The organism is Sediminicoccus sp. BL-A-41-H5, assembly GCF_050632405.1.
In the GTDB taxonomy this organism is placed as follows: domain Bacteria; phylum Pseudomonadota; class Alphaproteobacteria; order Acetobacterales; family Acetobacteraceae; genus Roseococcus.
Genome location: NZ_CP192601.1, coordinates 4,065,370 through 4,087,097, shown reverse-complemented (window position 1 = coordinate 4,087,097; position 21,728 = coordinate 4,065,370). Strand labels below are relative to the sequence as shown.

16 protein-coding genes and 1 other RNA gene are annotated in these 21,728 nt (G+C 70.5%); 10 read left to right on the top strand and 7 right to left on the bottom strand.

Going from position 1 to position 21,728, the window contains the following annotated elements:
* The first annotated feature begins 46 nt into the window (after positions 1–46).
* The 4 genes from ACQ860_RS19990 to ACQ860_RS19975 all read left to right on the top strand — a co-directional run bounded on the left by ACQ860_RS19990 (position 47) and on the right by ACQ860_RS19975 (position 3,702).
* The gene (locus ACQ860_RS19990; RefSeq protein WP_431305086.1) at positions 47–1,231 is read left to right on the top strand and encodes a pyridoxal-phosphate-dependent aminotransferase family protein; all 1,185 of its coding nucleotides are present in this window, start codon (positions 47–49) and stop codon (positions 1,229–1,231) included.
* Positions 1,232–1,385: 154 nt separating this feature from the next.
* Positions 1,386–2,165: a 2-oxo-tetronate isomerase gene (gene otnI / locus ACQ860_RS19985; RefSeq protein ID WP_431305085.1), complete on the top strand. Its 780-nt coding sequence runs from the start codon at positions 1,386–1,388 to the stop codon at positions 2,163–2,165.
* 4 nt (positions 2,166–2,169) lie between these two features.
* The gene (locus ACQ860_RS19980) at positions 2,170–2,793 is read left to right on the top strand and encodes a hypothetical protein (RefSeq protein ID WP_431305084.1); all 624 of its coding nucleotides are present in this window, start codon (positions 2,170–2,172) and stop codon (positions 2,791–2,793) included.
* A 33-nt stretch (positions 2,794–2,826) separates the two neighbouring features.
* Positions 2,827–3,702 carry a 2-hydroxy-3-oxopropionate reductase gene (locus ACQ860_RS19975; RefSeq protein WP_431305083.1) on the top strand — a complete coding sequence of 292 codons (876 nt, stop codon included), beginning with the start codon at positions 2,827–2,829 and terminating at the stop codon, positions 3,700–3,702.
* A gap of 12 nt (positions 3,703–3,714) precedes the next feature.
* Here ACQ860_RS19975 and ACQ860_RS19970 read toward each other — a convergent pair whose 3' ends face one another.
* The 3 genes from ACQ860_RS19970 to ACQ860_RS19960 are packed head-to-tail and all read right to left on the bottom strand — an operon-like array spanning position 3,715 to position 5,897.
* Positions 3,715–4,029, bottom strand: coding sequence for a hypothetical protein (locus ACQ860_RS19970; RefSeq protein WP_431305082.1), 315 nt, complete (start codon positions 4,027–4,029; stop codon positions 3,715–3,717).
* Between the two features lie 57 nt (positions 4,030–4,086).
* Complete coding sequence (locus ACQ860_RS19965) at positions 4,087–5,046, bottom strand: Bug family tripartite tricarboxylate transporter substrate binding protein (protein WP_431305081.1); 960 nt, start codon at positions 5,044–5,046, stop codon at positions 4,087–4,089.
* Positions 5,043–5,897 carry an NAD(P)-dependent oxidoreductase gene (locus ACQ860_RS19960; RefSeq protein ID WP_431305080.1) on the bottom strand — a complete coding sequence of 285 codons (855 nt, stop codon included), beginning with the start codon at positions 5,895–5,897 and terminating at the stop codon, positions 5,043–5,045. The genes ACQ860_RS19965 and ACQ860_RS19960 overlap by 4 nt, the downstream gene beginning before the upstream one ends.
* A 68-nt stretch (positions 5,898–5,965) precedes the next feature.
* Here ACQ860_RS19960 and ACQ860_RS19955 point away from each other — a divergent pair, with 68 nt between their 5' ends.
* Positions 5,966–6,631 (top strand): DUF2848 domain-containing protein, encoded by a 666-nt coding sequence (locus ACQ860_RS19955; protein ID WP_431305079.1) that lies wholly within the window; start codon positions 5,966–5,968, stop codon positions 6,629–6,631.
* A 10-nt stretch (positions 6,632–6,641) separates the two neighbouring features.
* Here the strand turns inward: ACQ860_RS19955 and ACQ860_RS19950 are convergent, their stop codons facing one another.
* A complete protein-coding gene (locus ACQ860_RS19950; RefSeq protein ID WP_431305078.1) occupies positions 6,642–7,526 on the bottom strand; it encodes a sulfurtransferase in 885 nt (294 codons plus the stop codon).
* A gap of 145 nt (positions 7,527–7,671) precedes the next feature.
* Here ACQ860_RS19950 and ACQ860_RS19945 point away from each other — a divergent pair, with 145 nt between their 5' ends.
* The gene (locus ACQ860_RS19945) at positions 7,672–9,945 is read left to right on the top strand and encodes a mechanosensitive ion channel domain-containing protein (RefSeq protein WP_431305077.1); all 2,274 of its coding nucleotides are present in this window, start codon (positions 7,672–7,674) and stop codon (positions 9,943–9,945) included.
* A 101-nt stretch (positions 9,946–10,046) separates the two neighbouring features.
* On the opposite strand, the gene ACQ860_RS19940 is transcribed toward ACQ860_RS19945, so the two are convergent.
* The 3 genes from ACQ860_RS19940 to ACQ860_RS19930 all read right to left on the bottom strand — a co-directional run bounded on the left by ACQ860_RS19940 (position 10,047) and on the right by ACQ860_RS19930 (position 17,976).
* Entirely contained in the window at positions 10,047–11,444 is a 1,398-nt protein-coding gene (locus tag ACQ860_RS19940; RefSeq protein ID WP_431305076.1) for a M20/M25/M40 family metallo-hydrolase, read from the bottom strand.
* 80 nt (positions 11,445–11,524) lie between these two features.
* The gene (locus ACQ860_RS19935; protein ID WP_431305075.1) at positions 11,525–14,320 is read right to left on the bottom strand and encodes an AsmA family protein; all 2,796 of its coding nucleotides are present in this window, start codon (positions 14,318–14,320) and stop codon (positions 11,525–11,527) included.
* Positions 14,317–17,976, bottom strand: coding sequence for a hydantoinase B/oxoprolinase family protein (locus ACQ860_RS19930; RefSeq protein WP_431305074.1), 3,660 nt, complete (start codon positions 17,974–17,976; stop codon positions 14,317–14,319). The genes ACQ860_RS19935 and ACQ860_RS19930 overlap by 4 nt, the downstream gene beginning before the upstream one ends.
* A 137-nt stretch (positions 17,977–18,113) precedes the next feature.
* On the opposite strand from ACQ860_RS19930, the gene ACQ860_RS19925 reads away from it, so the two are divergent.
* From ACQ860_RS19925 to rnpB, 4 genes are all read left to right on the top strand, one after another.
* Positions 18,114–18,875, top strand: coding sequence for a TerB family tellurite resistance protein (locus ACQ860_RS19925; RefSeq protein WP_431305073.1), 762 nt, complete (start codon positions 18,114–18,116; stop codon positions 18,873–18,875).
* A gap of 210 nt (positions 18,876–19,085) precedes the next feature.
* Positions 19,086–20,588, top strand: coding sequence for a flavin-containing monooxygenase (locus ACQ860_RS19920; protein ID WP_431305072.1), 1,503 nt, complete (start codon positions 19,086–19,088; stop codon positions 20,586–20,588).
* Positions 20,585–21,265 carry an N-acetylmuramoyl-L-alanine amidase gene (locus tag ACQ860_RS19915; RefSeq protein WP_431305071.1) on the top strand — a complete coding sequence of 227 codons (681 nt, stop codon included), beginning with the start codon at positions 20,585–20,587 and terminating at the stop codon, positions 21,263–21,265. Before ACQ860_RS19920 ends, ACQ860_RS19915 begins: the two co-directional genes overlap by 4 nt.
* A gap of 36 nt (positions 21,266–21,301) precedes the next feature.
* Positions 21,302–21,705: RNase P RNA component class A (rnpB, locus tag ACQ860_RS19910), an RNA gene on the top strand.
* Positions 21,706–21,728: the final 23 nt, after the last annotated feature.

The window sequence follows — 21,728 nt, the reverse complement described above, 5'->3', positions numbered from 1 at the left end:
AGGCAGGGCCGGTTCGGGGCATGAGGGGGCAACCCAGGAGGACCCCATGGCCTATTTCCAGACCCGCACCAGCCCCGGCCGCCATTTCCTGCAGATCCCCGGCCCCTCCAACGTGCCGGACCGCGTCCTGCGCGCCCTCGACAACCCGACGATGGACCATCGCGGCCCGGATTTCGGCGTGATGGGCAAGCAGGTGCTGGGCAAGGTCAAGAAGATCTTCCAGACCGAGAGCCACGTCATCATCTTCCCGGCCTCGGGCACCGGCGCCTGGGAAGCGGCGCTGGTGAACACGCTGAGCCCCAATGACCGCGTGCTGATGTGCGAGACGGGCCATTTCGCCAGCCTCTGGCGCGAGATGGCCGAGCGGCTCGGCATCCGCCCGGAATTCCTCAAGGGCGACTGGCGCCGCGCCGCCGAGCCGGAGGCGATCGAGGCCTATCTGCGCGCCGACAAGGGGCATGAGATCAAGGCCGTCTGCGTCGTCCACAATGAGACGAGCACGGGCTGCACCAGCCGCATCGCGGAAGTGCGCGCCGCCATCGATGCCGCCGGCCACCCCGCGCTGCTGCTGGTGGACACGATCAGCGGCCTCGGCTCCATGGAGTTCAAGCACGACACATGGGGCGTGGACGTCACCGTCTCCGGCTCGCAGAAGGGCTTGATGCTGCCGCCCGGCCTCTCCTTCAACGCCGTCTCGGCCAAGGCGATCGCGGCCAGCAAGAACGCCAAGCTCGTGCGCAGCTTCTGGGACTGGGGGCCGATGATCGCCTCCAACGCCACCGGCTATTTCCCCTACACGCCGGCGACGAACATGCTCTACGCGCTCGACACCGCGCTCGACATGATCTTCGAGGAAGGGCTGGACAATGTCTTCGCGCGCCACGACCGCATGGCGGAAGCGACGCGCCGCGCCGTGCGCGCCTGGGGCCTGGAGATCCAGTGCGCCGAGCCCCGCCACTATTCCTCGGTGCTGACGGCGGTGCGCCTGCCGGAGGGCCACAGCGCCAATGCGCTGCGCGCCACCATCGGCGAGCGGTTCAACATGTCGCTCGGCAATGGCCTGGGGCAACTGAATGACCGCGTCTTCCGCATCGGCCATCTGGGCGATATCGGCGAGCTGCACCTGATGGGTACGCTGAGCGGCATCGAGATGGGGCTGCGCATCGCGGGCGTGCCGCACAAGCCCGACGGCGTGCGGGCGGCGATGGATTATCTGAGCGGGAACGCCTAAAGGGTTTCCCCACGAAATCGCTTCGCGCTTTCGCGGGGGCCCCGACAGGGCGCCGGTTTGGCACGGGCGGTTCTTCCTCGTGAGGCCAAGCCTCACGAGGGTGCCGGGGGGCGGAGCCTTCTGGTGGTTCGTCAACAATCACTCAGGAACGTCCATGCCCAAGTTTGCTGCGAACATCTCCATGATGTTCAACGAACTCCCCTTCCTCGACCGCTTCGCCGCCGCGCGGTCCGCGGGCTTCGAGGCTGTGGAATTCCTCTTCCCCTATGAGTTCCCGGCGGCCGAGATCGCGAAGCGCCTGGAGGGCAACGGCCTCACCCAGGCGCTGTTCAACGCGCCCCCGGGCGACTGGAACGCCGGCGAGCGCGGCATGGCCTGCCTGCCCGAGCGCCGCGCCGAATTCCGCGAGAGCATCAAGCGTGCCCTCGAATACAGCGTGGCCCTGAAATGCCCGCGCCTGCACGTGATGGCGGGGCTGACGCCGGCCGGTGCTGCGCGCGACACGCTGCTCTCCTGCTACGCCGCGAACCTCGACTTCGCGGCGGAGGAATGCGCCAAGGCCGGCGTGAAGCCGGTGATCGAGCCGATCAACCATCGCGACATCCCGGGCTTCTTCCTCAACACGACGAAGGAGGCGACGCGCATCATCGACGCGCTGGGCATGGACCGCGTCGGCCTGCAATTCGACCTCTATCACTGCCAGATCACCGAGGGCGACGTGGCGCGCCGCGCGGCCGAACTCCTGCCCTACATCGCCCATATGCAGGTGGCCGATAACCCGGGACGCCACGAGCCCGGCACGGGCGAGGTGAACTGGGATTTCGTCTTCAACGCGATCGACGCCAGCGGCTTCCGCGGCTGGATCGGCTGCGAATATCGCCCGAAGGGCGAGACGGTGGCAGGCCTGGGTTGGTTCGCGAAGTATCGCGGATAGAGCAGTGCGGGACCTGCTGTCTCAACCGTTTCTGGCATCCCTGTCCGGCAGTTTGATTAGTGCTGCCGTGACCATCGCCGGGGCTCTTTGGCTCTGGCGCTTCCAGGTCAGGGGTAAGCGCCGAGCGGAAGTAGCGGAAGAAGCTCTTATCGCATTTCAAGAAATTGTTGACCAGCTAAACTACTGCCGCCTTGGTACTCGCCACTTACAAATTGAGCATGAAATTCCTGACGATGTTTCGGAACGCTGGGGAGAGCATGGGAGGGATTTCAAGCTCGTATTAGAAAGAATCGCCTCCCAGGCGCATCTATTTGCAACAATCCGAAAACATCAGCTCCTCTGCGAGGTACACTTCGGGCACGTACCCGCGGGAGCCTTTGCCGATCTCAGCGAAATAATTGTGGAAATCCGGCGCAAGGCAACCCTTGGTGCGAGGTTATCCGAGGTCCTGGCGCGGGATAAGCCGGTACTGGAGGCATCGGGAGAAAACGGCCCGCATAGTGCCAACCTGCGGGATGCCACCGAAGCGCAGGGATTTGTCTTTGGTATCCCAGAGGACAAGGTAGGAGATCGTTTAGCTACCGCCAACGCGAACCTACTCAGGCACCTCAAGCCTGCCATCAACTAGCATCGTCAACTCATTCGACAGGACACGTCCCACATGAACATCGGTTTCATCGGCCTCGGCATCATGGGCCTGCCCATGGCGCAGAACCTCGCCAAGGCGGGCCACACCATCATCGCGCCCGAGCGCGCCTCGCTGAAGGCCGAGACGCGCGCGGCCTTCACCATCGTGGCCGATGCCACGGCGGTGGCGAAGGCGGCCGAGATCATCATCCTCATGGTGCCGGACACGCCCGATGTGGAGCGCGTGCTGTTCGGCGCGAATGGCGTGGCGGCGGGCCTCTCCGCCGGCAAGCTCGTCATCGACATGTCCTCGATCAGCCCGACGGCGACGAAGGACTTCGCCGCGAAGATCAACGCGCTGGGCTGCGACTACATCGACGCGCCCGTCTCGGGCGGCGAGATCGGCGCGAAGAACGCGGCGCTCACCATCATGGTCGGCGCCTCGGAAGCCGCCTTCGCGCGCGCCCTGCCGCTGTTCGAGCTGATGGGCAAGAACATCACCCGCGTGGGTGAGAACGGCGCGGGCCAGGTGACCAAGGTCGCCAACCAGATCATCGTGGCGCTGAACATCGAGGCGGTGTCCGAGGCGCTGGTCTTCGCCAGCAAGGCGGGCGCCGACCCGGCCAAGGTCCGCCAGGCGCTGATGGGCGGCTTCGCCAACAGCCGCATCCTGGAGGTGCATGCCGAGCGCATGATCAACCGCACCTTCAACCCGGGCTTCCGGATCGAGCTGCACCAGAAGGACCTGAACCTGGCGCTGCAATCGGCGAAGGAGCTGGGTGTGGCGCTGCCCAACACGGCCTCCGCGCAGCAGCTCTTCTCGGCCTGCGCCGCCATGGGCGGGAGCCAGTGGGACCATTCGGGCATGGTCCAGGCGCTGGAGAAGATGGCCGACCACAAGATCGGCTGAGGCGCGCCGGCTTCAGTGGATGCGCGGGCCGGGCGGAAAGCGCGGCCCGCCCTCCGGCGGCGGCGTGCCGCGCGGCAGGCCTGGCGTCTCGTCCGGCACATCGGCCTGCGGCATGGGCGGCATGGCCGGCGGCACGATCACGCCGCCGCGCGGGACGCCAGGCGGCACGATCACGCCATCGGGCCGAAGCGGTGGCCGCTCCAGCCGCTCGGGCGGCGTGACGCCCGGCGCCGGCGCCGGGCCTGGCAGGTCCCGCGGCACCGGCGCGGGCACCGCCTGCGCCATCAGCAACAGACCGGCCAGCGGCAGAAGGATCATGCGGGGCATGGGCGGCACTCCAACCGAAGAAGGTTGAAACGGCCGAGCCGCCCCGCCGGTTGCGCGTCAGCTCGGTTCCAGCCCCACCTCGCGCGCCAGCCGCGTCATGCTGGTGATCTGGTTCTGCAGATAGTCGCGCCACTGCTCGGGCTGCATGGCGCGCGGCGCGAAGCCAAGGCGGCCCAGGCGCTCGCGCACATCGGCCTGGGCCAGCACCTTTTCCAGCGCCGCGTTGAAGCGGCCCACCACCGGCGCGGGCGTGCCCGCAGGTGCCGCGAGGCCGAACCACACCGTCAGCTCGTAGCCCGGCAGCGTCGCCGAAATGGGCGGGATCTCGGGCGCCAGCGGGAAGACGCCGGGCGTGGTGACACCCAGCGCGCGCACGCGGCCCTCGCGCACCTGGGCGAGGCCCGAGGCGAAGTCGGTCAGCGTGGAATCGATGCGGCCGGCCAGCACTTCGGTCAGCGCCTCCGGCCCGCCGCGCGAGGGCACGGCCAGCATGCGCACACCCCCCATGCGGTTCATCAGCTGGCTGCCGATGAGCGCACTCGCATTGCCGTGGCTGAAGGTCAGCTCGCCCGGGCGGCGGCGCGCCAGTTCCAGCAATTCCGCCACGTTCCGCGCCGGCGAGGAATTGGGCACCACCAGCAGATAGGGCGCCTCGGCGAGAAAACCCATCTGCGTGAAGTCGCGGATCGGGTCATAGGCGAGGTTGCGGACAAGGTAGGTGTTCAGCGCGCCGTTGGTCACGCTCAGCACCGCCATGGTGTAGCCGTCCGGTGCCGCACCCTTCACCGCCATGGTGCCGACCACGCCATTGCCGCCGGGCCGGTTGTCGATGATCACGGTCTGGCCGAGTTCGCGCGAAAGCGGCTCGACCAGGTTGCGCACCAGGCTGTCGGTCACGCTGCCGGCGGGGAAGGCGACGACGATGCGGATCTGCCGCTCGGGCCAGGACTGCGCGTTGGCGGCGAGGGGCGCGAGCAGCGCGGGCGCGGCGAGGACCGCGCGGCGAGAAAGGGTCATGACTTGGCGTTTCCCGTGATGTAGCGATGGATTTCCGTGTTGTCCGCGCGCGGCCCCAGCACGCCCAGCGCCTCCGTCCAGCGGGCGCGCAGGAGGGCCAGCAGCGGCGCTTCCGCCCCCGTGGCGGCCGCGATGCCGCCCGCCGTCTCCAGGTCCTTGCGCATGAGGCCGAGCTGGAAGCCGCCGGCATAGCGGCGCGACGTGATCTCCTGCGCGAGCTTGGTCTCGGAGGCGATGTTGCGGCCGGAGCTGGCGTTGAGCACGGCCGCGAAGATGCCGAGGTCCAGCCCCTGCGCCTCGGCCATCTGCGCCGCCTCGCTGACGGCCAGCAGGCCGGCGGCATAGACGTAGTTGTTCAGCGCCTTCATCGCATGCGCGCTGCCGATGGCACCGGTGCGGATGATCGCCTCGCCCATCGCGCGCAGCACCGGCTCGGCGCGGGTGAAGTCCGCATCCGCACCGCCCACCATGATGGCGAGCGTGCCGGCGCGCGCCTTCGGCACGGAGCCCGAGACCGGCGCGTCCAGCATGGCGCAGCCCTTCTCCGCCAGCGCCTCGGCCCAGCGCCGCGTCTCGCCCGGCTCGCTGCTGCCCATGTCGATGACGAGGGAGCCCGGTTGCAGCGCGGGCAGCAGGCCGCCCATCACGCTGGCCACCGCCTTGCTGTCGGGCAGCATGAGGATGATGAGGCGGCATGCGCCGGCCAGCGCCGAGGCGTCGGCCACCGCCGGCACGCCCTCCAGCGTGACACCCGCGGCGTCGAATGTGGTGAGCGGCACCTGCTTCGCCGCCAGATTCATCGCCATCGGGCGGCCCATCATGCCGAGCCCGACGAAGCCCACATGTTCCATGCGGCCCCCCTCCCTTTTTCTGTGCAGCCATGTTCCGATGCACGTCTGAGATTGTCCAGGACGCCCCCATGCGCACGCTCCACTTCACCTCCCCCACCGGCCCGGTCCATGCCGAGATCACCGACCTCGTCATCGCCGGCTGGACCGGACGCGACGCGCACAAGCTGCAGGAGCACATCGACGAACTCGCCGCCCTCGGCGTGGCGCCGCCGGCCACCGTGCCCTGCTACTACCGCGCGGGGCTGGAGACGCTGACGCAGGCGCCACTCGTGGATGTGCTGGGCCATGACAGCAGCGGCGAGGGCGAATGGGTGCTGATCGAGACCGCCGGCGGCCGCTTCATCAGCTGCGGGTCGGACCACACGGACCGCAAGGTCGAGGCCTATTCGATCATGGTGTCGAAGCAGATGTGCCCGAAGCCCATCAGCCACGCCGTCTGGCCCTGGGAGGAGGTGGCGCCGCATTGGGACAGCCTCGAGATCCACAGCGAGATCCGCGAAGGCGGCCAGTGGGTGACCTATCAGCGCGGCGGCGTGGCCGCGATGCGCCACCCCGATGACCTGATCGAGAAGGCGCGCGCGCTGGGCGTACCGAAGGGGCCGGGCCTGCTGATGTTCGGCGGCACGCTCGCCGTGCAGGGCGGCATCCGCCCCGCCGCCGATTTCCGCGTGACGCTGCACGACCCGGTGCTGGGCCGCAGCCTCAGCCACGGCTACACGGCGCGGACCGTCTGAGGCGGGGCGCTCAGCCGGTTTCGATGGGCAGGGATTCGTCGCGCGCCCATTCGTTCATCGAGGCGTCGTAGACGGCCAGGTCGGTATGGCCGAGCTGGTGCAGCAGGAAGGCATCGAGCGTCGCCGCGATGCCGCCGCCGCAATAGAGCAGCTTGCGCCTGGCGGGCTCCGCACCCACCGCCGCGAAGATCGCGGCCACCTCGTGGGCCGGGCGGAAGGTCATGCTGGCGGGGTCCACCAGCGAGGCCACGGGCACGTTCACGCTGCCCGGAATCCGGCCCGGGCGGCCATAGCGCGGGTTCTCGCCGCTGTGCAGGTCGGGCGCCAGCGCGTTGATGGTGCAGGTCGCGGCATCGCCGATCGCGCCCTGCATCTCCTCCTTGCCGACGAAGAGGCCGGGGCGCGGGCGGGCCGTGAGCCGGGCGCCGGGATAGTGCCGCGCGCCGGCCTCGACCGGGCGGCCCTCGGCGGCCCATTTGTCGAAGCCGCCATTGAGCACCGCCGCATCATCGAAGCCGATGGCGCGCAGCATCCACCACACACGCGTCGCCCATTGCATGTTCTTGCGTGAATACAGCACCACGCGCCGCCCCTCGCCCACGCCCCTGGCCGCGAAGCGCGCCGCCAGCAGCTCAGGTGCGGGCATGGTGAAGTTGAAAGGGCTGGTGGTGTCGGACAGCTCGCCTTGCAGGTCGAGGAAGGCCGAGCCCGGGATATGCGCCGCCTCGTAATCCGGCCGGCCGCTGCCGATCCGATAGGGCCGCCCGGTGCCGGTCTCATAGAGCAGGTAGGTGGTGCAGTCGAAGACCCGCAGCTTCGGGTCCGCGAGATTCTCCGCCAGCCATGCGGTCTCGACGATGGCTTCGGGATGGGCGTAGCGCGCCTCGTTCGGCATGGGTGTTCCTCCGGCGTTGATCGGCCGCCTTCAAGCCTAGCCAAGCCGTCCAGGGCGGGCCAGCCCGCGCTCACGCCCCGGCGCGATCTTGGCGCGCGCCTTCCGGCGGGACCATACTGCCGCACAGCAGCGAAAGTCCGAGGCCATGAAGGTCACCGCCCTCCGCATCCATCGCACGCTGGCCCGGCCGAGGCGCATCCTCGCCACCCTCACCCTGCTGCTCGTGCTGCCCCTGGCCGCGCTGGCGAACGGCGCCTGGACGGGCGAATGGATCACCAGCTGGCGCGATGATGGCGACCACCTGGTGCTCCAGCAGGAGGGGAACCGCGTCACCGGCAGCTACCCGCTCTATGGCGGACGGATCGAGGCGGTGGCGGATGGCCGCAGGCTGGAAGGCAGCTGGAGGCAAGGCCAGGAGGCCGGCCGCTTCGTCTTCGTGATGGACCGCGACGGCCACAGCTTCACCGGCCGCTATGACGAGGGCGAGTGGTGGACCGGCGCACGGACGGAGGCCCGCCCGGCCGTCACCGGGCTGAACCAGGCGACGCCGCGCGACGCCTTCCGGCAATTCATCGTCAGCGCCAACCTGGCCCGCGGCGGCCGCGCCGACGCCTGGGCGACGGTGATCAGCACCATGGATTTCTCCGCGCTGGAGGGCGATCTGGGGCGGCAGGAGCATCTGCGCCTGGTGCAGGAACTCTTCACGCTGATCGACCTCACGACCTTCCGGATCAGCGCCATTCCGCTCGCCACCGATGCGACCGAGGTTCCCGTCACGCTGCACCAGTCGGGCAGCGATGCGCGGCTGCAGCTCACGCTGATCCGCGGCCAGGACGGGTTGTGGCGGCTCGTCATGCCCGATGCCGCGGCGCGGGATTCGGCGCGGCGGCGCCTGCTGGCGCTGACCGGCGGCCGCTTCCCGTCGGCGGATGCCTACCGGCAGATGCGCAACCCGCGCGATGCCATGCGCAGCTTCCTGGAGGGCATGGCCGATTGGCAGGGCGAGGGCCGCGCGCTGGCCCTCTCGGCGCTCGACCTCTCGGCCGTGCCCGAGGTGCTGCGCGAGGGCGAGGGCGCGATGACCGCGCAATTCCTCCGCCGCGCGCTGAATCACATCGGCCTGGTCGGGCTGCAATCCATCCCGAATGACGGCGCCGATCGCGCGCCCTATGTCCATTTCAGCCACCCGGCGGGCAGCATCGTGATCGCGCCCCTGGGGCAGGAGGCGAACGCGCCCTGGCGCTTCACCGCGCAGACCGTGCGCGACGCGGCCCGGATCTTCAACGCGGTGGAGAGCCTGCCGCCACCGCTCGCGACACCCCCCGGCCTGATCCCGCCCGCCCGTTTCTTCGAGTTGCGTGAACTGGCGAAGATGCATGCCCCGGTCCTGCTGGGGCGGATCGGCCAGACGGAATACTGGCAGATCCTCATGGGATTGCTGGTGATGACGAGCGCCGTGCTGACCGGCACCTTCGGGGCGCGGCTCGCGCGGCGCGGCATGGACTGGATGGTGGGCGGCGAGGAGAGCGGCGCCAGCTTCACCTGGGCGCTCGGCATCGTCATCGGCCTCAGCCTCGCCGCCTTCTTCCCCGACCTGATCGGCATGCCGGAGCATTTCCGTCGCTACTCCCTGCCCTTCTTCGGCATCTGCCTCACCATCGCGGCCTGCGTCGTCGCCTGGCGCGTCTTCGGCGCGGCGGGTATCATCCTCGCGCGCATCTCCAGCCGCTCCGCCAGCGCGACCGACGACATCCTCTTCACCCTGCTGCTGGCGACGGCGCGGCTGCTGGTGGTGGTGGCGGGCTTCCTCAGCGCCGCGCATTTCCTCTCCATCCCGACGGGCGGGATCGTCGCGGGCCTCGGCATCGGCGGCCTCGCCTTCGCCTTCGCCTCGCGCGAGACGCTCTCCAACGTCTTCGGCGCCGGCATCCTGGTGACGGACCGGCCCTTCCAGCGCGGCGACTGGATCAGCAGCGGCGAGATCGAGGGCGCCGTCGAACATGTGGGCATCCGCTCGACGCGCGTGCGCACGGCGCAGGACAGCGTGATGGTGATCCCGAACGGCAAGCTCTCGGATTCCACCATCAACAATCTTGGCTCGCGCCGGCTGCGCCTGCTCAAGACGACGCTGCCAGTGACGGCGGGCGCCAATCCACAGGCGCTGGAGGCCTTCATCCAGGCGCTGCGCCAGCGCATCCGCGAGGATGAGGTCTTCGTCGCCGAGCGCACCGATATCGGCCTCTCGGGCATCACCGAGGGCGGCATCGGCGTGGACGTCATCACCTACATGAAGGTGGCGAGTGCCGCGGCCGAGCGCGAGACGAAGCACGAATTCCTGCTGGATGCGGTGCACATCGCCCAGGCCTGCGGCCTGACGCGGGGGCAGGGCATGCTGGCCCCGGAGGGGCCGGCGGCTTGAATTTTTGATGCCCTCAAACGCCGGGCGCGCGCTCCGCGCGCCTGGCTTCGCCTCGCCAGGGATGCGCCGGGCCAAGCGCCCGGTTGGGCGGCGCTGGCGGCTTACGCCGCCTTCTCGCCCAGGTCCCACCACATGCCGGCGAAGGCCAGCAGGCCCTCGCGCGCGGGGGCGGGGAGCAGGTGCTCGTCCGGGCCGTGCTGCTTGCAGCCATTGTAGCTGTGCGGCACCCAGACCAGCGGCACGCCCAGGTGATCCACGAAGACATCGCCCGGCAGCCCGCCCGAGGAATTCGGGATCACCTGCACATGCTTGCCGAGCGAACGCTCCATGCTTTCGCGCGCCCAGCGCACCCAGGGATGGTCGGGCGAGGTGCGGGAGGCGGGCATGCGGATGCCCGCATTCTCGATCGCGACGTTCTGGAAGCCGTTGGCGTCCAGATGGCGGCGCAGGCTCGCCTCGAAGGTCGCGGGGTCCGTGTCCACCGTGTAGCGGATCTGGCAATGGGCGCGGGCGTCCGGCGCCACCGCGTTCACGGGGGAGTGCGGCTGGCCGCTGGTCATCGCCAGGATGATCAGGCTGTTCCAGCCATAGATCTTCTCGGCGGCCGTCAGGCCGGGCTCGCCCCAACCCGGATCAATCGTCGCCGCCTCGCCGCCGCCGCCGACCTCGCAGCCGGCCAGCACGCCGCGCACCTCGGCCGGCACGCCGTTTTGCGGCAGCCAGTCGCGCACCAGGATCTTGCCGTTGCGGTCCATCATGCAGCCCAGCGCGTGGGAGAGCATGATCGCGGGGTCGGTGGTCAGCCCGCCCCAATGGCCGGAATGCACGCCGCCCTCGCGCAGCTTCACCACGAGATCGAAGTGGAAGGTGCCGCGCGTGCCCACCGCGATGGTGGGAATCTCCGGCATCACGCGCGGGCCATCGCTCGCGATCAGCGCGTCGGAGGCCAGCAGCTTCGCGTTCTGCGCCACGAATTCGCGCAGGCCCTTGCTGCCACGCTCCTCGGCCATCTCCAGCACCAGCTTCACATTGCCGCCGAGCTTGCCGCCGCGCGCTTCCAGCACAGCTTCGAGCGCCATCAGGTTGATGATGTGCTGGCCCTTGTTGTCCGCCGTGCCGCGCCCGTACCAGAGGCCATCGCGCTCCGTCACGGTCCAGGGCGTGAGGCCCGGGCTCCATTGCTCATCCATGCCGCGCACCGTGTCGCCATGGCCGTAGAGCAGCACGGTCGGGCGTGCCGGGTCCTCGATGCGCTCGGCGGTCAGGATGGGGCCGAAGCCCGTGACCGGGTTCGGGTGGATGGTGACGGTGAAGCCGAGGCGCTCGACCCAGGGGCGGATCGCCTGGTCCAGATACTGGTGCAGCGCGGCCTCATAGGCCGGGTCCTGCGCGGTGGAGGGGATGGCGACGAACTCGGTCAGCCGGGCCTTCAAGGCGCCGGTATCGAACATCTCCGCCGCGCGGGCGAGCGCGGCCGCACGGGTCTGGGTCTCGGTCATTCTGCGTCACTCTCAGGGTTCAGGAAGAAGTGCGGTGAAGCCTGCCCCGGCCGGGGCGCGGCGTCCACGGGGCGGCCCGCTCAGGGTGGGTTGGCCGCCCGCCAGGCGCGCCAGGGGGCGAGGTCGGCCTCGCGCTTCGGGTCGAGGCTCGGCCCGGTCACCTCCAAAGCCACGGGCGGCGCGCCCTCCGGCACGGGCAGGGTGAGGCGCAGCGCCACGCGGTCCTGCGGCAGGTCGACCGTGCCGGAGAGGCCGAGCGCGAGGCCCGCCTCGGCCCCCAGCGCCACCTCGGTGAGGGTGAGCTTTCCCTCGGCCAGGGTGAAGGCGGCGCGGCCGCGCTCGATGGGGGTGGCGCCGGCATGCAGCGCGGCGGCGAGCGCGGTGCCCGGATCGGCCCATCCCAGCGCGGCGGCGGCGGCGGGCGCGTCGAAGCCCTGCACAACGCCGTCGCGGAGCGTGAGGCTCCCCTCGCCCGTGGCACTGCGGAGCCAGGCCCCGGGCGTGGCGCCGGTCGCCTCCAGCTTCAGCTCGCCCGAGAGCCGCCCCGCGGCGATGTCGAGCGGCCGGCCGGTGAGCGGCGCGGCGAGCACGATGTCGGCCATGCCGCCTTCCAGGGTCAGGCGGGGCCCGGCGCGCTCCAGCCGCAGCGCGGCGGTGATGCTGCCCCCGGCCATGCTCGCCCGCCCTTCCTCCAGGCGCAGCGCGGTCGCATCGGCGCGCAGCCTTCCGCTCGCCGCCTCCAGCACCGGCAGGCCCCGCGGCACGATGCGATCCGCCGTGACGGCGAGATCGAGATCGAGGCCCGGCCAGGTGGCGAGGTCGAGGCCGCGCCAGTCGGGCAGCGGCAGGCGCTCGAGCGCGAGGCGGCCGCTCAGCGCCGGCCGCTCGCCCGCGAGCGCGAACTGGCCGCGGCCGCGCAATTCGCCCGCCACCACCTCCAAGCTTTCCGCGTTCCACGAACCCGGCCGCCAGCCGAGATTGGCGATGAGGGAGAAGGAGCCCTCGCCGATCCAGCCGGGGGCGGGGATGGCCAGGGCCTGGCTGAGAATGCGGGCCGCGCCGGGGTGGCGCGCGGTCAGCCGCGCCTGCACGCGCTCCTGCGGCCAATCCACGGTGAGCTGCGCCTCCAGCCGCGCCTCGGCGAGGTCGCTCTCCAGCCGCAGCGCCAGCGCGTCGAGCGGCCCCGCGCCGGAAAGGCGCAGGCGCAGCGGCGCGGCGGCGAGGTCGGGTCGCGCCACGCCGAGGCGGCCGAGCAGCGGGCCCGCGGGCCCCTCGGCCTCCAGCGTCATCTCGCTGAGGCGCGCGGCGGCGCCGTTGCCGGAGAGCGTGCCGGCGAGCACGACATCCAGGCCGAGATGCCGCCCCGCCAGGCGGCGCAGCACGATGCGGCCGTTTTCCGTGGCGCCATCCAGCGCCAGCCGCTCCCACAGATCGCCGCCGAGGGTCAGCCGGGCGAAGGAGAGGCGCAGTTGCAGATCGGCCTCGCCCGCCGCCTCGCGCAGGGCGGAGGCGAGTTCCGCCTGGGATTGCGGCAGGGTGAGCTCGTCGAATTCCAGGCCGAGGGCGAGGTTGGGCCGAGCCCCGGGCCGCCAGACGAAGCCGCCGCCGATGCGCGTGGGCCCGAGCTGCGCCACGAGTTCCGTCACCGAGAAGGCGCCCCCCTCCCAGGAGAGGCGCAGGCTGCCGAGCGCCGGGCCCTCGGGCGGGGCCAGGCGCGGCGCGAGGCCCGCCGCCGCCAGCCACTCCGCGGGCCGCGCCGAACGCCAGCGCAGGCCGAGCTCCAGCCGCGTGGCGCCGCCGCCGCCGGACAGCTCGAGCATCGTCTCGCCCGGCATCACGGCGCTGATGCGGCCCAGCGTGAGTTGCTCGTTCCGCAGATGGGCGGTGGCGCGCAGCTCGCTCATCCGCAGCGGGCCGAATTGCGCGGCCTCGGCCGAGAGGTCGAGCGAGAGGGGAATGGCCTGCGCGCCCGCGCCCCGCAGTGCGGCGAGCCAGGGCTCCAGGTCCAGGCTGGGGGCGGTGATGGTGAGTTCGAAGCGCGGCTCGGGCACCAGGCGCAGCAGCGCGCCGCCGCGCACCGCATCGCTGCCGAGGGTGAGTTCGAGCTGGTTGGCGACGATCAGCTCGGCGCCGGCGGCGAGGTTGGCGGTGGCGCGGAAGGCGCCGGCGGGCGCGGGGATCAGCGCGGAGAGGTCGGGGCCGGATGCCTCCAGCCGTCCCGCGAAGCCCCCCTCGGTCAGCAGCACGCCGCGCGCGCGCAGATTGGCGCCGCCGGCCGAGGCGGTGACATCGAGCGGCGCGACCCCCGCATCCCCGGCGCGGCCCAGCACGGCCTGGAAGCGCATGGGCCGCCCGCGCCAGGCGAGGCTGCCCTCCGCCGTCAGTGCCTCGCCGATGGTACCTGCCATCAGGCGCGCATTCACGCCCTCCACCACCGCGCCCCCGATCTGGATGCGGCTTTCCTCCAGCCGCGCGTCGAGCGCCGTGAGCCAGGGCGGCGGTGTCAGGCCGGGGAGCGCGGTGGGCGGCCAGGGCAGCCGGATATCGGCGCCGACCAGGGCCAGCTCGCGCACCTCAAGCCGGCCCATGAGCAGCGCCCAGAGGTCGAGCCGGAGGCGCAGCGCGCGGGCCGACATCTGGATCTCATCCGCCGCCTCGCCGATGACGATGCGCGAGGCCTCCAGCAGGGGCTGGGGCAGCAGGACCAGGCCCACCTGACCTTCGAGGGCGACGGGCCGGCCCAGCCGTTCGGAGGCGATCTCGGCCAGCGCGCCGCGGTGCCGGTCCCAGTCGAGCCAGCGGGGCAGAAGCCATGCGGAAGCGGCGGCCAGCAACAGCAGGCCGGCCGTGAGCGTGAGGAGGAGAAGCCGCCTCACCCTTCTCCCCAGGCGCCGCCGCCGGGCGTTTCCACCACCAGCACGTCACCGGGTGCCAGATCGGCCTTGCCGGCATTGCCGGGGATGGGTGTGACCGAGCCATCGGCGCGCTCCACCCATTGCCGTCCCGGTGCGCCATCGCCGCCGCCATGCAGGCCATGGGGGGCGACATTGCGGCGGGAGGCGACGACCACCGCCTGCATGGGGCGCAGGAAGCGGATGCGCCGGCGCGAGCCATCGCCGCCGTTCCACCGTCCCTTGCCGCCCGAGCCGCGCCGGATGGCGAATTCCTCGAGCCGCACCGGGTAGCGCATCTCAAGGATCTCGGGATCGGTCATGCGGGTGTTGGTCATGTGGGTCTGCACGGCGGAGGTACCGTGGAAACCGGGGCCCGCGCCGGTGCCGCCGCAGGTGGTCTCGTAATACTGGTAGGTCGCGTCGCCGAAGAGCGTGTTGTTCATCGTGGCCTGGGCGCTGGCGCAGGCGTCGAGGGCCGCCAGCAGCGCGTTGCAGGTCATCTGGCTGACCTCGGTGTTGCCGGCGACGACCGCCCGGCCCGGCGTGGGCGAGAGGAAGGAGGCGGGCGGGACGATGATCTCGATGGGCTTCAGGCAGCCATCATTGAGCGGGATGTCCTCGCCCACCAGCGAGCGGAAGCAGTAGAGCACCACGGCGCGGCAGACGGCGGCGGGCGCGTTGAAATTGTCCGGCCGCTCGGGGCCCGTGCCGGTGAAGTCGATCACGGCGCGGCGGTTCGCGCGATCCACGCGGACGCTGACCACAAGCGGCGTGCCGTCATCCGTGGTGGTGGCGAAGCTGCCATCCTTCAGCGTGGAGAGCACGCGGCGCACGCTCTCCTCCGCATTGTCCATCACGTGGCGCATATAGGCCTGGACGGTGGCCAGGCCGAATTCGCGCACGGCGCGGCGCAGTTCCTGCACGCCCATCTCATTGGCCGCGATCTGCGCCTTGATGTCGGCCACGTTCACATCGGGGCTGCGGGCGGGATACTTGGCACCCGAGAGCAGCGCGCGGAACTCGGCCTCGCGGAAATGGCCGCCATCCACCAGCAGGAAATCGTCGATGACGACGCCCTCCTCCTCCAGCGTGGCGGAGCCGGGGGGCGTGGAGCCGGGCGTCAGGCCGCCGATATCGGCATGGTGGCCGCGGCTGCCCACGAAGAAGAGGATGTCCTTGCCCGCTTCATCAAACACGGGCGTGATGACCGTGACATCCGGCAGATGCGTGCCGCCATTATAGGGGTTGTTCAGCGCCACCACGTCGCCCGGGCGCAGCGTCTCGGCGCGGGAGCGGATGACGGTGCGGACACTCTCGCCCATCGCGCCGAGATGCACCGGCACATGCGGCGCATTCGCCACGAGCTGGCCCTCGCGGTCGAAGATGGCGCAGGAGAAGTCCAGCCGCTCCTTGATGTTCACGCTGAGGCTGGTGTTCTGCAGCACCACGCCGGTCTGCTCGGCGATGGACATGAAGAGGCTGTTGAACAGCTCCAGCATCACCGGGTCCACGCGGCCGGTCTCGGCGGTGCGGGCGGCGGCGCGGGCCTCGATGCGATGGAGCACCAGGTGGTTGAGCGGCGTGACGCGCGCCTCCCAGCCCGGCTCGACCACGGTGGTGGCGATCGCCTCGCGGATCAGGGCGGGGCCGCGGATGGCATCGCCCGCGCGCAGCGCCTCGCGGTCATGCACGGGCGCGTCATGCGCGGCCCCCTGCGCGAAGAGGGTGACGCGGCCGAGCTGGGGCACCGCCTCGCCCGGCGCGCGGGCGGCGAGCTTCTGCTCCTCCACGGCCTCGCCCGGCATGGTGATTTCGGCCAGCGCGGCCTCCACGATCACCTGGCGTTCGGGTGTCGCGAAGCCGAAGCGGGCGCGGTGCGCCTCGGTGAATTCGTGCAGCACATCGGCATGGGCGCCGAACCCCACGGGGAGGAAGGCATCGGTCCCGGCATAGCGCAGGTGCAGGCGATGCGCGGCCTGGAGGCGCGCGGCATCGGCGCCCTGGCGCACCAGCTCGGCGCGCCCGGCGGCTTCCAGCTCGGCGAGCCTGGCTTCAAGTGCCGCCATGCCCTCGGCCGAGAGCGGCTTCTCGATCGCGGCCTCGCGGATCACGGACTGGTCGGCGAGCCCCATGCCATAGGCGCTGAGCACGCCGGCGAAGGGGTGGATGAAGACCGTCTCCATGCCGAGCTCGTCAGCCACCAGGCAGGCATGCTGCCCACCCGCGCCGCCGAAGCAGGTCAGCGCGTATTTCGTCACGTCATAGCCGCGCTGGAGCGAGACCTGCTTGATGGCATGCGCCATGTTGGAGACGGCGATGCGCAGGAAGCCCTCGGCCACGTCCTCCGGGCGGGGCGTGGTGCCCGTGGCGGCCGCGATCTCGGCGGCCAGCGCCGAAAACTTCTCGCGCACCACGGCGGCGTCCAGCGGCTGGTCGCCATCGGGGCCGAAGATCGCGGGAAAATAGGCGGGCTGGACCTTGCCGACCATGACGTTGGCGTCGGTCACGGTCAGCGGCCCGCCGCGGCGGTAGCAGGCGGGGCCGGGCACCGCACCCGCGCTCTCGGGGCCCACGCGATAGCGCGCGCCATCGAATTTCAGGATGGAGCCGCCACCGGCCGCGACCGTGTTGATCGCCATCATCGGCGCGCGCATCCGCACGCCGGCCACCACCGTCTCGAAGGCGCGCTCATACTGGCCGGCATAGAGCGCGACATCGGTGGAGGTGCCGCCCATGTCGAAGCCGATGATCTTCTCGAAACCAGCCATGGCGGCGGTGCGGGCCGCGCCCACGATGCCACCGGCGGGGCCCGAGAGGATGGCGTCCTTGCCCTGGAAGCTTGAGGCTTCCGCCAGCCCACCGCTGGACTGCATGAAATACAGCTTGATGCGTTGCTGCCCGGCCGATTCACGCCCGGCTTCGCCGGACGATCGGACGGGGCCACCCAGCTCATCCGCCACCTGCGCCACATAGCGCCGCAGGATCGGGGACAGGTACGCATCCACCACCGCCGTATCGCCGCGCGGCACGATGCGCGGCAGCGGGCTCGCCTGGTGCGAGAGGCTGATCTGGGTGAACCCCTCCTCCGCCGCGATCTGCCCCACGCGCAGCTCATGCGCCGGATGCGCCCAGGCATGCATGAGCACGACCGCCACGGCGCGGACCCCTTCCGCATAGGCGGCCTTCAGCGCGGCCCGCGCCGCGGCTTCGTCGAGCGGCGCGATCTCGGTCCCGTCCACCGTGATGCGGCCGCCGATCTCGGCGACGCGCTCATGCAGCAATTCGGGCAGCCTGATGTTGAGGTCGAAGAGGCGCGGGCGGGCCTGGTTGCCGATGCGCAGCATGTCCGCGAAGCCCCGGGGCACCAGCAGCAGCACGCGCTCGCCCTTGCGCTCCAGCAACGCGTTGGTGGCGACGGTGGTGCCCATCTTCACCGCCTCGACCACGCCTTCGGGCAGGGGGGCGCCCGCCGGCAGGCCCAGGATCTGGCGGATGCCGGCCACGGCCGCGTCCTTGTAGCGCTCCGGGTTCTCGGAGAGCAGCTTGGCGGTGGAGAGGCTTCCATCCGGATGGCGGGCGACGATGTCGGTGAAGGTGCCGCCGCGATCAATCCAGAACTGCCACTTGCCCACCGACATGCCCGAACTCCTATGGCCTTGCCTTCCGTTTGCAAGGCGGGCGCGGGGCGCGCAAGGGGATTGCGGCCGGTTTCCCGCAATGCCACTGCCATTTTCGCCGCGCCGTGCTATCTGCCACAGGCTGGAGAGGGATCGGCTTGGGCTTCTGGGGCAAGATCATTGGCGGGGTGACCGGTTTCATGACCGGCGGGCCGGTCGGCGGGCTTCTGGGCGCGCTGGCGGGGCACGCCGCGGATGGCCGCCCGCGCCTCGGCCCCAATGCGGCCAACCTCGCCGCCATGCTGGGCTCGAAGGAGCAGCTCTTCGCCATTTCGGTGGTGGTGCTCTCGGCCAAGCTCGCCAAATCCGACGGGCCGGTGGTGCGGGCCGAGATCGACGCCTTCAAGCGGATGTTCCGCATCCCGCCCGAGAACATGCGCGACGTCGCCGCCCTCTTCGACGAGGCGCGCGAGACGGCCGAGGATTTCGAGCCCTTCGCCGACCGCATGGGCGAGGCCTTCGCCCATGACAAGGCGATGCTGGAGGATGTGCTGGGCGCGCTCTTCACCATCGCCCGCGCCGATGGCCCGCTGACCCGCGGCGAGGTGCGCTTCCTGCAGCGCGTCCAGCTCGGCTTCAAGCTGGAGGCCCGCGAATGGGAGCGCGCGCGGGACGGCCAGGCCCGGCCGGGCGGGGGGGCGAGCCAGCCGCCCGGCATTGACGCCTATGCCGTGCTCGGCCTGCCGCCCAATGCGAGCGACGAGGAGGTGCGCGCCACCTGGCGCCGCCTGATGCGCGAGAACCACCCGGATGCGCTGGCCGCGCGCGGCGTGCCCAAGGAGCTCATCGACCGCGCCACCGGCAAGGTGGCCGAGATCAACAGCGCCTGGGACCGGATCAAGCGCGAGCGGAAACTTTAGGCTCGCTCCGGCCGGCCCCAGGCCCTGTCGCAACCCGCTTCGCCAGCGAAGCGGTGGGGACCGGATCAAGCGGGAACGCAAAGTTTAGGCCCAACCCCGCCTTTCGGCGGTTTCACGCCTTCCGCTGTTCCCCCCCTGGCCCCTCATGCTCTAGCCTCGGGGCCCAGAGGAACCCAACGGCCGCCACGAGCCGGAACCGGAAAGCGCGCCATGCCCGACACCCTGCTCCAGCCCGAAACCGACACCCGCACCGAGCATTTCGACGTGCTCATCGTCGGCGCCGGCATTTCCGGCGTGGGGGGCGCCTATCACCTCACCACCCAGCGGCCCGCCACCCGCTTCGTGGTGCTGGAAAGCCAGGCGGGCTTCGGCGGCACCTGGCGGACGCACAAATATCCAGGCATCCGCTCCGACAGCGACCTCTACACCTTCGGCTACCGCTTCAAGCCCTGGGTCGGCCCGCCCATCGCGGCGGCCGAGGAAATCCTGCGCTACATGGGCGAGGTGATCGAGGAGAACGGGCTCGCCCCGCATATCCGCTACAACCACCTGATCCACAGCGCCGCCTGGGACGGCACGACGAAGCTCTGGACGCTCATCGCCACCAACACGGCGACCGGCGAACGCCGGCGCTTCACCACGAACTTCCTGTGGATGTGCCAGGGCTATTACCGCCACGCCGAGGGCTATACGCCCGGATGGCCCGGCATGGCGGAGTACAAGGGCCGCATCGTCCATCCGCAGACCTGGCCGGAAGACCTCGACTACACGGGCCAGCGCGTGCTGGTCATCGGCTCGGGCGCCACGGCGGCGACCGTGGTGCCTGCCATGGCGGGCAAGGCCGCGCATGTGACGATGCTGCAGCGCTCGCCCACCTGGTTCCGCATCGGCCGCAACGGCATCGACATCGCCGACCAGCTGCGCGAGCTGAAGGTGGATGAAACCTGGGTCCATGAGATCGTCCGCCGCAAGATCCTCTTCGAGCAGGCGAAGTTCACAGCGCGCAGCTTCAGCGAGCCCGACCGCGTGGCGGAAGAGCTGCTGCGCGAGGTGAAGCGGATCGTGGGCCCCGACTACGATGTCGGCACGCATTTCACCCCGCGCTACCGCCCCTGGCATCAGCGCCTGGCCTATGTGCCGGATGGGGACCTGTTCCAGGCGGTGGCCGATGGCAAGGCCAGCGTCGTCACCGATGAGATCGAGCGCTTCACCGAGAAGGGCGTGCTGACGAAATCGGGCCAGGAGCTGGAGGCGGACATCATCGTCACCGCCACGGGCTTCCACCTGAACGTGCTGGGCGACATCGCCTTCACCATTGACGGCAAGCCGCTCGATTTCCACGAGACGGTGACCTATCGCGGCATGATGTTCACAGGGCTGCCGAACCTCGTCTGGGTGTTCGGCTATTTCCGCGCGAGCTGGACGCTGCGCGCCGACCTCGTGGCCGATTTCGTCTGCCGCCTGCTGGCCGAGATGGAGGAGCGCGGCGCGCGGCAGGTGGAAGTGGCACTCCGCCCCGAGGATCACAACATGCCCCTGCTGCCCTGGATCGATCCCGCCAACTTCAATCCGGGCTACCTGATGCGCGGCATGCACCTGCTGCCGAAGCGCGGCGACAAGCCCGAATGGCAGCACAACCAGGATTACTGGAGCGAGAAGGACCAGTTCCCGGCCATCGACCTGAAGGATGCCGCCTTCGTCTACAGCCGATGAGCCTTCGCATCATCGAGCACCCCTCGCCCAACCACGAGCCGCGGCCGGAGGGCGCCGTCGTGGATGTGCTGATGCTGCACTACACCGGCATGAAGAGCGGCGCGGAGGCCATCGCGCGGCTCTGTGACCCGGCGGCCGTGGTCTCCTCGCATTACGTGGTGGAGGAGGATGGGCGGGTGTTCCGCCTGGTGCCGGAGGGGCTGAAGGCACGGCATGCGGGCGTCTCGCATTGGCGCGGGCAATCGGCGCTGAACGCGACCTCCATCGGCATCGAGATCGTGAACCCCGGGCATGAATGGGGCTACCGCCACTTCCCCGCCTTGCAGATGGCGGCCGTCGCCGACCTCTGCCTGGAGATCCTGGAGCGGCACCCCATCCCGCCGCGCAATGTGGTCGGCCACAGCGACGTGGCACCCGACCGCAAGCAGGACCCGGGCGAGTTGTTCGATTGGCAGGAGCTGGCGGCGAACGGCATCGGCCTCTGGCCAGGCGCGGACGGGCCGGCCGAGGGGGATGCGCTGACGCTGCTCGACCGCATCGGCTACCGGACGGACCTGCCGCTGGACGTTCTGGTGACGGCCTTCCAGCGCCATTGGCGGCCGGAATGCGTGGATGGGCGGGTGGATGCCGGCACGCTGGCCAGGCTCAATGCCGTGGCGGCGCTCGTCGAGGCTTGACCCGGCACGGGCTTGGGGCGCAACAAGGCCGGGATACCGGATGGCTGGGCGACCGCTGGCGCCGCGAGAGATCGCGGTTCTGGAGGAAAGTCCGGGCTCCACGGAAATACGGTGCTGGTTAACGACCAGCAGGCGAAAGCCTAGGGAAAGTGCCACAGAAAACAAACCGCCAGCCCGGTTTCGGCCCGTCTGGCAAGGGTGAAACGGTGGGGTAAGAGCCCACCGCGCTTCCAGCAATGGCGGCGGCACGGCAAACCCCACCGGGAGCAAGGCCGAATAGGGAGGGCCGTCACGGCGTTTCGGCGCTGGTGGCAGGGGCATTTCCGCCCCGTCCTCCGGGTTGGCCGCGCGAAGCCTGCGGCGACGCAGGCTCCAGAGGAATGGTCGCACATGGCCCGAAAGGGCCAGGACAGAACCCGGCTTACAGGCCATCCGGTATCACCTTGCGGGACTCCGGGCGGAT